Source organism: Burkholderia lata (assembly GCF_902499025.1).
In the GTDB taxonomy this organism is placed as follows: Bacteria; Pseudomonadota; Gammaproteobacteria; order Burkholderiales; family Burkholderiaceae; genus Burkholderia; species Burkholderia lata_C.
In genome coordinates, this window is the sequence record NZ_CABVPW010000010.1 from 1 (window position 1) to 13,594 (window position 13,594).

Here is a 13,594-nt window from a genome sequence, read left to right on the forward strand (position 1 = left end):
CGGCGGCCAATCGCATACCAAATCCATTTAATCAGTGCCCCGGCCATCAAACCGCGGCGCTTTTCAACAGCCTGCTAGATCCTGCCGCGCGCGCGAAGCTCGATCATGCGTTTCATCTGGCGATTTGCGAGGCGTCGCATAACCCGGTGCTCGTGAATACGCTGCAATCTTTGACGGATCTGCTGCTGAGTTCGGTGTTTGCGTCGGTGAACAATCTCTATCACCGCGAGCCGTTGAAGAAGCAGATCGATCGTCAACATGCGCGGCTCTATAACGCGGTGACGGGGCGGTTGCCGGATCAGGCGCGCAAGGCGGCGAGCGAGCATATTCGCCAGTGTGTCGAGTATCTGAGGGAGATCGAGCAGGAGGAGCAGCGGCTGGTGCGGTCGACGTTGCGGCTTGAAGGGTGGACGTGAAGTCGGTTGCGCGCTGCGGTGTGTCTTGATGCGCATCACGCACAGTGGGTCGTCTGGAGACGCGTGTCACAGGGCTATGTCAGACTGTGAGCCATTCTTCGTGTGGCCCCGCTGTCGCCTGCCGTGATGCGTGGACGCCGTCGTGTGAGCAGTGCCTGACGGAACCACGCCGGACGAACCGGTGCGCCACGCTTCCTGAACGGAGGACATCGCATGTCGAACCGGACCCACGACGACGGGCACGACGCCCGCCCCGCCAAAGCAGCGGACGAATCCGCTGATACACAGCGCGACGCGTTGCTCGCGTTGCTGAATGAACTGCTGGAAGCCGAGCGCGCAGGTGCGCGTGTTGCGTCGGAGACGGCGGCCGAAATCGACGATCCCGAACTTCATCGGCTCGTGGCTGCGATTCGGCAGGATGAGGCGCACTGGTGTGCGGTGCTGGTTGATGCGATTCGGTCACTTGATGCGACGCCGACGCATGCCACAGGTGCGTTCTATGAGAAGGCGATGGCGATCGATGATCTGGCGGAGCGGCTGGCGTTTTTGAATCGTGGACAGCGGTGGGTCGTGCGGAAGTTGCAGGCGTTGCTGCCGACGCTTGCGCAGCCGGATATGCATCATGCGCTCACGCAGATGCTCGTGGCGCATGAGAAGAATATCGGGTCGGTTGATGCATTGCTGCGGCTCAAGGGCGGGGGTGCCGAGTCGGGCGCGGCGTAGTGACGGTGATGTCGAGAAACGTTCATCGTGGATCCGTCGATGTCGCCTTTTGCCTGCACGCTACCATCTCGCCAGATTTGCCGGTAGCGACAGCTTCGGATCGAGCAACTGTAGTTGCGATCACCTTCCTGACGGGGAAACATTTGTACGATTCGGGGTGCCTGGACAAGATTGGATTTTCGTTGACTGAGTTGACCTCCGGTAAAGGTATTAAATTCCTATATCATTTTGGTTAATTTGCGCCTTCATACTCCAAGGGGGATTGGCGCAATTCGAATATTTTGTATCTATATACCATCGACGGCATCAGTAATTCTGGGTATGCGGGAGGAATCAGTTATATGGAAAATTCTGAGTTGCGGAGTGATCTGGTCGAGTTGCGTGAACTCGTTCGCCAGTTTGTCGATGAACGTGATTGGGACAAGTTCCACACTCCCAAGAATCTGGCGACGGCTCTTAGCATAGAGGCAAGTGAGTTGCTAGAACCATTTCAGTGGCTGGTTTCGGGCGAAAAAACCGAACTCAGTGAGACTAGCCTGACAGCAATTCGTCACGAGATGGCTGACGTATTGGTATATCTGGTTCGCCTCGCGGACAAGATGGATGTCGATCTTTTTCAGGCCGTGCTCGAGAAGATGAAGCTCAATCGAGAAAAATATCCTGCTGAAAAAGTACGCGGCGACTCGCGAAAACACTCTGAATATAAAGACTGCGGAAAATGACGTTGTATGCGGATCGAGTCGCCTGGATATCTATTTTTATGCTGTATTTTCAGGCTTCATGATTACTTCATTGTGGTAGGTGATGTAAGTTGCTCCAATTTTATGTTTGTGATGAAGATTTAATTTTGATAAATCAATTGCGATGACGCCATAATCAAGCATTACATGGTGATTTGGGCAAAGGACGAGAATATTTTCTGATGTGTCTGGCCCCTTGTGCGGATTTCCGAGGGGTTGTATGTGATGAGCCTCGGAGTAAAATTCACCATTGGGTAGTTTTATGGAATCTCCGCATATCTGGCATTTGTTTTTGTGCAGAATCTTTATCTGGCGAGCTAGTGCGGTATCTCGAAGGATGCGATATGTTTTTTGGTGCTTTCTTTGAGGTGTCTCGTTCCCGGGTGAGTCGATGTCGGACGCTAGCGGCGTGGGTTTTTCAAAAGATCGTAGTCCCCACACCCCGCCACCGATTCCGTGAACAGAAAAGAATAAATCATTCCCAGAAAAAACTGTTGAATCAGAGGAGTTTCGCTCAATAGCCCCTCGAACGGAGGCCCCGAGATTCGTCGGATGTGGCTTGGGTCGTATAGTCGCAACCTTCTCGTAGATCTCGGCTAGGGGGGCAATGCCGCCAAGCTGTTTCAGTGCGAGTGCTATGTCCTCGGGCCATGTTGCCATTTAATTTTTTAAACCTGTTAATTCGTTATGGGTGGACTGCAATTTAACATAACACCCACTATCTGTCGTTTTATCTCCGTTGCTCACGTCCAGCTACGTTTCTTGAGAATTGTGATGTCAATCTAGTCCGAGTATGTGCGCACTTGACCGTCTTCTTGTCTATCGTCGTCGGTCACGACCGCCCCGGCGTGAGCCGCTAACGCAGGTCATGGGAATCGTTCAGAACTGCTTTGCTTATCCGAACTCGACAGCCCTCAAAAAAAAAGCCCGCCGAAGCGGGCAACCTCACGATGCGGAGGGGGAGATACGAATACGCGAAGCTGCGCGTTCAGCCTTTGGTCGCACCAAACGTCAACCCCGCCACAAAATGCTTCTGCATCGCGAAGAACATCGCGACGGACGGCAACGCCGCCAGAATCGACCCCGCCGACACAAGATTCCATGACGTCGTCCACTGCCCCTTCAACGCAGCAACGCCCGCAGTAATCGGCGCAGCCTCATCCCCTTGCGTCAGACACAGCGCCCAGAAGTAGTCATTCCACACGAACGTAAAAACGAGAATCGCCAGCGCAGCCAACGCAGGCCGAATCAACGGCAGCACGATCCGGTAAAACACCGTCCACTCTCCCGCGCCTTCGATCCGCGCCGCCTCGATCAACTCGAACGGCAGTTGCTTGATGAAGTTGCGCAGAAACAGCGTACAGAACCCCGTCTGAAACGCGACATGAAACAGGATCAGCGCCTCGACGGTATTGAACACCCCGAGCCTGAGCGACAAGTCCCGCACCGGAATCATCAGCACCTGCACGGGCACGAAGTTACCGGCAACGAACGTCCCGAACAGCGCGGTACTCCCGCGAAACTTGTAAGTCGCCAGCGCAAAGCCCGCCATCGCCGCCAGCGCAATCGACCCGACCACGGAAGGTACCGTGATCTGCACGCTGTTCCAGAAGTAATGCAGCATCGGCGACGTCGTCAGCGCGTCGCGATAGTTCTCGATCATCGAGAAGTGCCGCGGCCAGCCCCAGTAATGGCCTTCGACCAGTTCCTCGGTCGAGCGTACCGACGTGACGAACACGGCGATCATCGGCAACAGCCAGATCAGCAGCGCAACAGGCAACGACAGCTTGTACAGCCTGCGCGAAACAGGCTTCCATTGAGCAACGGGAGTCGGAAACATGATGGCCACCGGTCAGGTTATTGCTCGTTGCGCAGCAGGCGGCGCAACTGGAACACGATGTAGACGAGCATGATCGCGAACAGCACGACCGCAATCGACGCGGAATAGCCGAGCCGGTAGTACTTGATCGCCTGGTCGTACATGTAATACGCGAGCACGGTCGAGCTCTCGAACGGCCCGCCGCTCGTCATCACCGAGATCAGGTCGAAGCTGCGCAGCGCGCCGATCACCGTGACGACGATCGCCATGAAAGTAGTCGGCCGCAGCTGCGGCAGCACCACGTGCCACAGCAGCGCGGAGCCGCGCGCGCCTTCCATCCGTGCGGCTTCGATCTGTTCCGGGTTGAGCGACGTGAGGCCGGTGAGGTACAGGATCATGCAGTACGCGGTCTGCGGCCACAGCGCGGCAAACACGATGCCGAACGTCGCGTAGCGCGCATCGCCGAGCACCGGGATGCCGTGCCCGGCGATCAGCGCGAGCAGCCCGAACGTCGGATCGTAGAACCACGAGAAGATCAGCCCGACGACCACGCCGGACAGCACGAACGGCGCGAAGAACAGCGACTTCACGAGCCGGATGCCGGCAACCGCCTGGTTCAGGTACAACGCGAGCGCGAGGCCGAGCGGCGGCGCGAGCATGAACAGCGCGAGCCAGATCACGTTGTTGCGCAGCGCCGTGTAGAACGTCGGCGCATGCAGCAGTTCGACGTAGTTCGCGAGGCCGACGAAGGTGCGCTCGGTCATCCCGTCCCAGTTGTACAGGCTCAGCCACAGCGTCGACAGGATCGGCCAGATCACATAGACGGCAACCATCGCGCAAGCCGGCGCGAGAAAGAGCCACGCGGCGCGCTGTTGCCGCCGCACGGCAGGCGACGGGCGGCGTGCGGGCAGGGCGGTGGCGGCGGATGCGCCGCGTGGCGGCGGCGCGGCGCCCGCGCCGGCGGGCGGGGTGGACGTGATCGGACTGGACACGGCAAGCCTCCTGAACGGGCACGGCGGCACGGGGCCGCCGGTTGGGTCACGCGGTCACTTCTTGTAGATGCGCTTGCGGGTCTGTTCGAGTTGCGCGAGCACCGTATCGAGCTGCGCGGGATTCGCGAGGAACTGCTGCATGCCCTTCATCCCCTCGTCGGCCATTTCCTTCGTCATGTCGCGGTCGTAGAACTGCGCGACGCCGCCCTTCGTGTCGGCGAGGATCCGGAAGCCGATGCGCGAGATCGGATCGGCCGGCTCGGGCGACTTGCTGTTGGCCGACAGCGAGCCGAGCCCTTCCGCGAGCTTCGCGCCCATTTCGGGCGTTTCGACGAACGCGAGGAACGTGTGCGCGTCGGCCTTGTTCTTCGCCTTCGTCGGGATGTGCAGCGATTCGACCGGGCCGTCCTCGGCGGTCGGCACCTTCGGGTCGATGATCGGGAAGCGGTAGTAGCCCATTTCCTGCTTCACGTTCGGCGGAAAGCCCGCCGCGATGAACGTGCCCATCAGCATCATCGCGGCCTTGCCCTGGAACAGGAACGGCTGCGCGCCGTCGAGATCGTAGGACAGCGCGTTGTCGATGAAGTAGCCCGCGTCGATCAGCGATTTCCACGTCGTGTAGACCTTCTTCACGCGCGGGTCGGTGTACGGCACGTTGCCGGCCATCAACTGCTGGTGGAACACGTTGCCGTTCAGGCGCAGGTCGAGATAGTCGAACCAGCCGGCGAGCGTCCATGCGTCGCGGCCGCCGATCGCGATCGGCGTGATGCCGGCCGCCTTCAGCTTCTTGCACGCGTCGAGAAACTGGTCCCACGTCTTCGGCTCGTCGGCGATGCCGACCTTGCTGAACAGGTCCTTGCGGTAGAACAGCCCCTTGCGGTAGAACAGCCCCCACGAGTAGTAGACGGTCGGCGCCGCGTATTGCTTGCCGTTGTACGACGATGCGTCGCGCGTCGACGCGTACATCGTGCCCCAGCCGTTCTTCGCCCAATCGCCGCTCAGGTCCTCGAACAGCCCGCGCTTCGCGTAGTACGCCATTCGTTCGCCCGCGTGCCAGTTGACGACGTCCGGTGCGACGGTCGTGAGCCATGCGGGGAGCTGCACCTTGTACGCTTCCTCGTCGACGAAGGTCGCCTTCACGTCGATGTCGGGATGCGCTTTGCGGAACGCGTCGAGCGTCGACTGCCAGACCGCGCGCTGGCTGGCGCCCTTGAACGCGATGTTGATCGTCAGCGTGCCGGCGTCGGCGGGTGCCGTCATGCCGAGCGATGCAAATGCGACAGCGGCGACCGTGGCGAGCCGGGCGGCGACGCGAAGGGGGCGATGGGTCATGAATGTCTCCAGTCCTGGGTGTCGTTGTGCGTGACCGGCGCGTCGTGGCGCCGGTGGCGGGTGCTACGAACGGCTTCGATACACGGCCACGTCTTGCGGCCCGACTTGCGCCGTGCCGAGCACGAACGCCGACGGCGGCACCGCGTCGATCGTGTGCGGCGCGTCGCCATAGTTGAAAACGTAGGTCAGGCCGCCGCGCCGGCTCACACGTACGCCGTCGCCGAGCGGCGTCGGCGCGAGGCCGGCTTCGGTGGCGACATCGGCGAACAGCCGGGCGGTGGTCGCGTCGTCGAACAGCGCGGCCCAGTAGTGCAGCGTGCCGTGCGATACGCACGCCGGGTGACCGTCGGCGAAGCGCGCATGCACGACGCTGTGCGTGTCGTCGTGCAGCTCGACGAAGTCGCGCCAGTGGCGCGCATCGCCCGCGAGCGGCGCGCCGTCGCGCAGCGTGCCGTCGATCCGCTCGGTGACGTTCGGCCGCAGCGATTCGACGCGCCACACGCGCACCGGCAGGATCGATGCGAGCGGGCCGGGCGGCAGCGTCGGCGGGATCTGCAGGTCGACGGTTTTCGAGCCGGTGCGCGGGCCGAGCACGACATGCGCGCCGGATGCCGCGAGTCGCGTGGCGAAATCGTCCGGGACGACCGGCAGCGGCGGCACGACGACGACGCGGTAGCCGTCGAGCGGCGCGTGCGCGGAAACGATGTCGACGTCGAGGCCGAGCGAGCGCAGCGCCGAGTAGTACTCGAACGCGAAGCGCGGGTAATGGAAATCGGCGCCCTGCGGCTGCACTTCGAACAGCCACTTCGCCTCGTAATCGAAGACCAGTGCGACGGGGGCGCGCACGGCACCGTCCGCATCCGCGCCGGCGTCGTGCACGGCCGCGATCTCGCGCGCGACGCGCTGCGCCTCGCGGCCGCCTTCGTCGAGTTGGTCATCGGGTGTGTGCAGGCCCGCATGCATCTGCTCCTGCGCGAACGGCGCCTGCCGCCAGCGGAAGTACGACACGCAGCCGGCGCCGTGCGCGAACGCTTCCCAGCTCCACAGGCGCACCATGCCGGGCAGCGGCGCGGGGTTCCATTGCGCCCAGTTCACGGGCCCCGGCTGCTGCTCCATCACCCAGAACGGCAGCTTCGACATGCCGCGATAGAGGTCGTGATTGAACGACGCGAAATCGGGATGGCCGGTGCGCAGCCAGCGCGCCTTCACGTCGGGTGCGAACCATTGCTCCTCGAGCGCGCCGAGCGGATAGCTGTCCCACGTCGCGATGTCGAGGTCGCGCGCCACCGCGTAATGATCGAACTCGGTGAACAGCTGCATGAAGTTGTGCGCGACGGGGCGGCCCGGCGAGTGCGCGCGGATCACGTCGACCTGCATCCGGTGATAGCGCGCGACTTCGTCCGACGCGAAGCGCCGGTAGTCGAGGCGGTGCGACGGGTGGGCCTCGGTCACGGTGCCGACGGGCGCGTCGACTTCGTCGAAATGGCGATACTCCATGCTCCAGAACACGGTGCCCCACGCGCGGTTCAGCGCGTCGATCGTGCCGTAGCGCGCCTTCAGCCACGCACGGAAGCGCACGAGCGCGGCCGGCGAGTAGCTGACGACGGTCTGGTGGCAACCCAGCTCGTTGTCGGTCTGCCAGTAGCGTACGGCCGGGTGGCGGCCGTAGCGTTCGGCGACCGCCGTGCAGATCTGGCGCGACGCCTCGAGATAGGTCGGCGACGAGAAGTCGTAATGGCGGCGCGAGCCGAACGCGCGCGGCCGGCCGTCCGCGCCGATCGCGAGGATGTCGGGATGGCGATCGACCAGCCATTTCGGTGGCGTCGCGGTCGGCGTGCACATCACGATTTCGAGGCCGGCCGCACCGAGCACGTCGATCGCGCGATCGAGCCAGCCCCAGTCGTATTCGCCGGGCGACGGCTCGATACGGCTCCACGCGAATTCGGCGATCCGCACCTGCTCGATACCGAGTGCTTTCATCCGGCGGGCATCGTCGGCCCACATCGATTCCGGCCAGTGTTCCGGGTAGTAACAGACTCCGAGGCGCATGCCCGATCCTTATGCGTAGTGGTGAACGTGGACGTCGGCACACGCGGGCACCGCGCGGCCGTCTTCGGTGAAGAGATGGCAGGCCGCGGCCGGCGCGTGCACGAGCACGCGTTCGCCGCTGCGCACCTGCGCGTCGCCGGGCACCTTCGCGATGATCGAGTTGCCGCCGGGCTGGTCGAGGTGCACGTAGGTCTGCTCACCCAGGCGCTCGACGAGCGCGACGTCGCGAGCAAGCGCCGTGGCATCGTGCGCGGCGCCGAGCGTCAGGTGTTCGGGGCGAATGCCGAGCGTCACGGTGGCGCCCGTACCGAGCGACGAGCCATCACGCGGCAGCACGAAGGATTCGCCGGACGGCGCGAGCGTGACGGTCGTGCGATGCGCATCGCAAGCGGTCACGACGGCCGGCAGGAAATTCATCCGCGGCGACCCGATGAAGCCCGCGACGAAGCGGCTGGCCGGGTGGTGGTAGAGGTCGAGCGGCGCACCGACCTGCGCGATGCTGCCGTGCTGCTCAGTGTCCGCGCCGGCGTGCAGCAGCACGATCTTGTCGGCGAGCGTCATCGCTTCGGTCTGGTCGTGCGTCACGTAGACGACGCTCGCGCGTTCGAACTGCCGGTGCAGCCGCGCGATCTCGATGCGGGTCTGGCCGCGCAGCGCGGCGTCGAGATTCGACAGCGGCTCGTCGAACAGGAACACGCCGGGTTCGCGCACGATCGCGCGGCCGATCGCGACGCGCTGGCGCTGCCCGCCCGACAGCGCCTTCGGCTTGCGATCGAGCAGCGTATCGAGCTGCAGGATGCGCGCGGCATCGCGCACCTTCCGGTCGATCTCGGCCTTCGGCACGCGCGCGAGCTTCAGCCCGAACGCCATGTTCTCGTAGACCGTCATGTGCGGAAACAGCGCGTAGCTCTGGAACACCATCGCGACGCCGCGCTCGGCAGCGGGCACGTCGTCGACGCGGCGGCCGTCGATCGACAGCTCGCCCGCGCTCAGATCCTCGAGCCCGGCGATCATGCGCAGCAACGTCGATTTGCCGCATCCGGACGGCCCGAGAAACACGCAGAACTCGTGCGCGCCGATCTCCAGATCGACGTCGCGAATGACCGGCGCGTGATCGCCATAGGCTTTCTGCACGCGTCGCATCGAGATGCTCGCCATTGTCTCCGCTCCATGTTCTAATGCGCTTTCATCGTTGATTAAGCGCTTAATCATCGCGATCAAAAAAAGAGGCGATGCGATCGCGGCCGAGTCGCGCCCGTCGGTCGGGCGGCAGGGTGTGCGCCGATAGTGCGCCGCTTCGGTGAGCGAAGCAAATACTGGATAGACGTCTCATATAGTGAGCAAATGATGGCAACCCTGGATGAAGTGGCGCGCCGCGCCGGCGTGACGGCCGCGACCGTGTCGAACGTGCTGCGCGACCGCGGCCGGGTGGGCGAGGCGACGCGGGCGCGGGTGCTGGACGCCGTGGAGGCGCTCGGGTATCGGCCGCATCTCGCCGCGCGGGCGCTGGCGGAAGGGCGCGCGCCGACGGTCGCGCTGATGGTGTCGAGTATCGCGAACCCGTTCTATCCGGAGTTCGCGCTGGCGGTCGAGCGCGCGGTGCGTCGCAACGGGCAGTTCCTGATCGTCTGCAATACGAACGAAGATCCGTTGCAGGGGCGTGCTTATCTCGACCAGATCGCCGGCACGATCTCCGAAGGGATTCTCGTGACGAACGCGAACCTGCATCTGCCGGATCTGGTCGACGTGGCGGCACGCGGCGTACCGGTCGTGCTGTGCCTGTGGGAGCGGCCCGAGGCGCCGCCCGACGGGCTGCCGTGCGTGGCGATCGATTTCCGCGAGGCGGGGCGGATTGCGACGCGACACTTGCTCGAGCTGGGCCACGAGCGGATCGGCGTGATCGTCGGCGGGTCGGCGAGCGGCGTGCAGGCGGCGCGCTACGACGGCTTCGTCGACGTGATGCGCGAAGCGGGGCTCGATGCGTCGATCGTCGCGGCCGAACCCGATTCGATCGAAGGCGGCGTGCGCGCGGCGGGGCGGTTGCTCGATGCGCATCCGAAGTTGACCGCGATGGTTGCGACCAATGACCTCCCGGCGATCGGCGCGATGCATGCGGCGGCCGATCGCGGCCGGCGCGTGCCCGACGATCTGTCGATCGTCGGAATTACCGACATTCACCTGGCCAGCGACACGCGGCCCACGCTGACGACCGTGGCGATCCCGACCGCCGAGGCCGCCGGGCTCGCGGTCGAGCTGCTCAATGCGGTGCGCGAGGCGGGTGGTCAGAGCGACTCGGCATCACGCGTGCGTACTGCGTCACTGCCTAGGCTGGTGGTGCGCGGTACGACCGGCCGCGTACCGGGTGGGGGCGCGACGCTGTCGGCTTGATGTGTGATGGGAGCGAGTACGTTGAAGTAGCCGGCGTGATCAGTGCGACCCGGCATGGGCCGCGCGCGGTGCGGCAAGTGGCAAGCCGAAAACGGCAAACGGCAAACGGCAAACGCACCGCCGGCTTCAAACGCCTTCGACGAGCCGCATAACGATCCTTCTGGCCGATTCAAGATGCGCGACCGTCATCGAGCGTGCCGCACGTGCATTGCGTTCGCGGCACGCCTGCAGGATCTCCTCGTGCTCGACCTGGAACGACGGCGTATCGGCAAGCAGCGTGGCCTGCAGACGCTCGTACCGTTCGACCTGGCTGCGCAGCTCCGCGATCGTCTTCAACAGTCGCTCATTGCCGCAGCATGAATACAGCAGCGCGTGGAATTCGCGGTTCAGTTCGCCCTGCCGGCGCGGCACGGCCGCATCGCCGAGCAAACGATGGACGAGTTCGGCGCGCGCGAGCGTCTCGTCGTCGAGCCGCTTCACGCTGCGGTAGATCGCGTCGCCTTCGAGCAGCGCGCGCATATCGTAGATTTCCTGCACGTCCGATGCACTCAGCATGCGCACGACGGCGCCGCGATTCCTGAAGATGTCCAGCAAGCCTTCGCGCTCCAGGCGCTGGATCGCCTCGCGCATCGGAATCCGGCTGATGCCGAACCGGTCGGCCAGGTCGCGCTCGACGAGCCGCTCGCCGGCTTCCAGCTCGCCGTTGATGATCATGTCCCGCAACGACGCGGCGACCGCGTCCGCGGTGGAATCGAGTTTGGCTTCCATGCCTGCATGTTCCGTCAATTTGGAATAATGGTATACCAAATGGGAATCCGGTGCCAAAATGGCGATCGCAGGCGGGCTCGTACAACGACATCCGGCCCGGTCGAAGCAACCCACATCAATGGAGAGCGAGATGGCATCTGGCGAACACAAATATCGCGTCGCAGTAGAGTGGACGGGCAATCGCGGCACCGGCACGTCGGGGTATCGCGAGTACGGGCGGGATCATCTGATCCGGGCCGGTTCCAAGCCGGATATTCCCGGTTCGTCTGACGCGGCGTTTCGCGGCGATGCGGCGCGCTGGAATCCGGAAGACCTGCTGCTGGCGTCGGCATCGGCGTGTCACAAGCTCTGGTACCTGCATCTGTGCTCTGAAGCGGGCATTCGCGTGCTCGCCTATGTCGACAACGCGGAAGGCACGATGGTCGACAGTGCCGAGCCGGGCCGCTTCACGGAAATCGTGCTGCGCCCGCACGTGACGATCCAGGCCGGCGACGATCGCGAACGGGCGGAGCATCTGCATCATGATGCGCACGCGAAGTGCTATATCGCGAACTCGGTCAATTTTCCGATCCGCTGCGAACCCGTGATCGAATTCGCCGCAGCGTAATACCGACACCAGCCGGATGACATCGACGATGAAGCTTTTCTACTACCCCGGCAATGCCAGCATGGCGCCGCATTTCGTGCTGGAAGAAATCGGCAAGCCGTTCGACCTCGAATTCGTCGACCGCACGCACGACCAGCACAAGACACCGGACTACCTCGCGCTCAATCCGAACGGGCTCATCCCGGTGCTGATCGATGGCGACCAGGTGCTGTACGAAGCCGCCGCCATTTGCCTGCATCTTGCGGATACGCATCCCGAGCAGCGGCTCGCGCCCGAACTCGGCACACCGGAACGCGCGCAGTGCTACAAATGGCTGATGTGGTTCACCAACACGCTGCAGGCGACGCTGCTCGCGTATTTCTATCCGGAGCGCTGGGTCGATGTGGGCAATGCGGCAGGCGCCGCCCAGGTGAAGGCGCACGCGGAGACGAAAATCGCGGCGCTGCTGGATCAGCTCGACCGTCAGCTGGAAACGAGCGGCGGCCCGTGGCTGCTCGGTGCGCATTACACGGTACTCGATCCGTACGCGCTGATGCTGTGCCGCTGGACGCGCGGCTTTGCCGAGCCGGCGCGGCAGCGGCCGGTACTCGGCGGCTACCTGCAGCGGGTGCTTGCGCGCCCGGCGATCCAGCGGGCGTTGCAGACCGAAGGGCTCGCGCAGCCCTGGGTGTAACGCGTCATGGCAGCAGCATGCGCGTCACTCGATGCGCATGCGTGCCGGGCGATCCGAAAACGGCAGCGGCCACGACGTCGCGAACCCAGCGTTGGCGTCAGCGTCACAGCACGACGCCATACACGTCTCGCGCGGCCGCGCGAATCGCATCGGCCATCATCGCGACGGCCGGCGAATGCAGCCGGTCGGTGCGCGTGATGATCCCGAAATCGTCCATCCGGCAATCCATCTCCAGCGGCAGCACCGTGACGATCCCGTGCCGCGCGTAGTAGCGCGCGACGTCCTCGGCCAGCACCGCGATCATGTCGCTCTGTTCGAGCAGCTGCGTGATGAACAGCAGCGCGGACGTCTCGACGAGGTTCGACGGCGGCGCGAGGCTCGCGCGCTGGAACACGAGTTCGAAGCGGTGCCGCAGCACGCTGCCGGCCGGCGGCACGACCCACGCGGCGCGCTGCACGTCCGCGAGCGACAGCGGCGCCTGCGCGAGCAGCGGATGGCCCGGCCGCACGACGGCGGCCACCGGCTCGCCGGTCAGCGGTTCATAGCGCAGCCGCAGCTTGTCGTGTTCGGCGGAGAGCCGGCCGAGCACGATGTCGATTTTTTCCTGCGCGAGATGTTCGAGCAGCACGTTGCTGGTGTCGATCTCGACCGACACGTGCAGGCCGGCGTGGGTGCCCTTCACGGCGGCGACGGCCGGCGGCACGAGCCGCAGGCCCGGCGACGTGATCGCGCCCACCGCCACGTGCCCGAGATGGCCGGCCTTCAGCGCGGCCAGTTCCTCGTGCGCCTGGTCGAGGCTGCCGAGCGCCGCGCGCGCATGGCGGATCAGCGCGTCGCCGTACAGCGTCGGCCGCATCCCGCGCGGCAGGCGCTCGAACAGCACCGCGCCGATCGATTCCTCGAGCTCGCGCAGCAGCTTCGACGCGGCGGGCTGCGTCATGTTCAGCGCGGCCGCCGCGCGATGAATGCTGCCTTCGTCGGCAAGCGCGACGACCAGCAGAAGCTGGCGCGTCTTCAGGCGGCCACGGTTTCCCCACGGGCTGGCTTCGGGCATCGTACGGGTTTATATCGATATCGGAATCGATAT

The 13,594-nt window shown here is 64.1% G+C and carries 13 protein-coding genes and 1 pseudogene; 6 read left to right on the forward strand and 8 right to left on the reverse strand.

The features are described 5' to 3' along the window. The 3 genes and pseudogenes from BDI24065_RS11895 to BDI24065_RS11905 form a co-directional block, all read left to right on the forward strand. The coding region (locus BDI24065_RS11895) for an FCD domain-containing protein (RefSeq protein WP_254609739.1) at nucleotides 1–416 on the forward strand (416 nt) is incomplete at its 5' end. A 243-nt stretch (nucleotides 417–659) separates the two neighbouring features. Continuing rightward, a pseudogene (locus BDI24065_RS11900) lies at nucleotides 660–1,139 on the forward strand (DUF6306 domain-containing protein); the annotation flags it as partial. Between the two features lie 341 nt (nucleotides 1,140–1,480). Next, a complete protein-coding gene (locus tag BDI24065_RS11905) occupies nucleotides 1,481–1,861 on the forward strand; it encodes a nucleotide pyrophosphohydrolase (RefSeq protein ID WP_175031425.1) in 381 nt (126 codons plus the stop codon). Nucleotides 1,862–1,897: 36 nt separating this feature from the next. Here the strand turns inward: BDI24065_RS11905 and BDI24065_RS11910 are convergent, their stop codons facing one another. From BDI24065_RS11910 to BDI24065_RS11935, 6 genes are all read right to left on the reverse strand, one after another. After that, nucleotides 1,898–2,539, reverse strand: a complete 642-nt coding sequence (locus BDI24065_RS11910) for an HNH endonuclease (RefSeq protein WP_175031426.1) — start codon at nucleotides 2,537–2,539, stop codon at nucleotides 1,898–1,900. Nucleotides 2,540–2,867: 328 nt separating this feature from the next. Continuing rightward, complete coding sequence (locus BDI24065_RS11915; protein ID WP_046548796.1) at nucleotides 2,868–3,719, reverse strand: carbohydrate ABC transporter permease; 852 nt, start codon at nucleotides 3,717–3,719, stop codon at nucleotides 2,868–2,870. 17 nt (nucleotides 3,720–3,736) lie between these two features. Then, complete coding sequence (locus BDI24065_RS11920; RefSeq protein ID WP_175031427.1) at nucleotides 3,737–4,690, reverse strand: carbohydrate ABC transporter permease; 954 nt, start codon at nucleotides 4,688–4,690, stop codon at nucleotides 3,737–3,739. A 54-nt stretch (nucleotides 4,691–4,744) separates the two neighbouring features. Continuing rightward, a complete protein-coding gene (locus tag BDI24065_RS11925) occupies nucleotides 4,745–6,022 on the reverse strand; it encodes an ABC transporter substrate-binding protein (protein WP_175031428.1) in 1,278 nt (425 codons plus the stop codon). Nucleotides 6,023–6,085: 63 nt separating this feature from the next. After that, a complete protein-coding gene (locus tag BDI24065_RS11930; protein ID WP_175031429.1) occupies nucleotides 6,086–8,071 on the reverse strand; it encodes a beta-galactosidase in 1,986 nt (661 codons plus the stop codon). Nucleotides 8,072–8,080: 9 nt separating this feature from the next. Then, a complete protein-coding gene (locus BDI24065_RS11935; RefSeq protein WP_175031430.1) occupies nucleotides 8,081–9,229 on the reverse strand; it encodes an ABC transporter ATP-binding protein in 1,149 nt (382 codons plus the stop codon). A gap of 189 nt (nucleotides 9,230–9,418) precedes the next feature. Between BDI24065_RS11935 and BDI24065_RS11940 the strand changes: the two genes are divergently transcribed. Continuing rightward, on the forward strand, nucleotides 9,419–10,459 hold the full coding sequence (locus tag BDI24065_RS11940; RefSeq protein WP_175031431.1) for a LacI family DNA-binding transcriptional regulator: 1,041 nt from the start codon (nucleotides 9,419–9,421) through the stop codon (nucleotides 10,457–10,459). 126 nt (nucleotides 10,460–10,585) lie between these two features. Here the strand turns inward: BDI24065_RS11940 and BDI24065_RS11945 are convergent, their stop codons facing one another. Then, nucleotides 10,586–11,227 (reverse strand): GntR family transcriptional regulator, encoded by a 642-nt coding sequence (locus BDI24065_RS11945; RefSeq protein ID WP_175031432.1) that lies wholly within the window; start codon nucleotides 11,225–11,227, stop codon nucleotides 10,586–10,588. A 130-nt stretch (nucleotides 11,228–11,357) separates the two neighbouring features. Between BDI24065_RS11945 and BDI24065_RS11950 the strand changes: the two genes are divergently transcribed. After that, on the forward strand, nucleotides 11,358–11,834 hold the full coding sequence (locus BDI24065_RS11950; protein ID WP_175031433.1) for an OsmC family protein: 477 nt from the start codon (nucleotides 11,358–11,360) through the stop codon (nucleotides 11,832–11,834). 28 nt (nucleotides 11,835–11,862) lie between these two features. Then, the gene (locus BDI24065_RS11955) at nucleotides 11,863–12,507 is read left to right on the forward strand and encodes a glutathione S-transferase family protein (RefSeq protein ID WP_254609740.1); all 645 of its coding nucleotides are present in this window, start codon (nucleotides 11,863–11,865) and stop codon (nucleotides 12,505–12,507) included. A gap of 103 nt (nucleotides 12,508–12,610) precedes the next feature. On the opposite strand, the gene BDI24065_RS11960 is transcribed toward BDI24065_RS11955, so the two are convergent. Beyond that, entirely contained in the window at nucleotides 12,611–13,561 is a 951-nt protein-coding gene (locus BDI24065_RS11960; protein ID WP_175031435.1) for a LysR family transcriptional regulator, read from the reverse strand. Nucleotides 13,562–13,594: the final 33 nt, after the last annotated feature.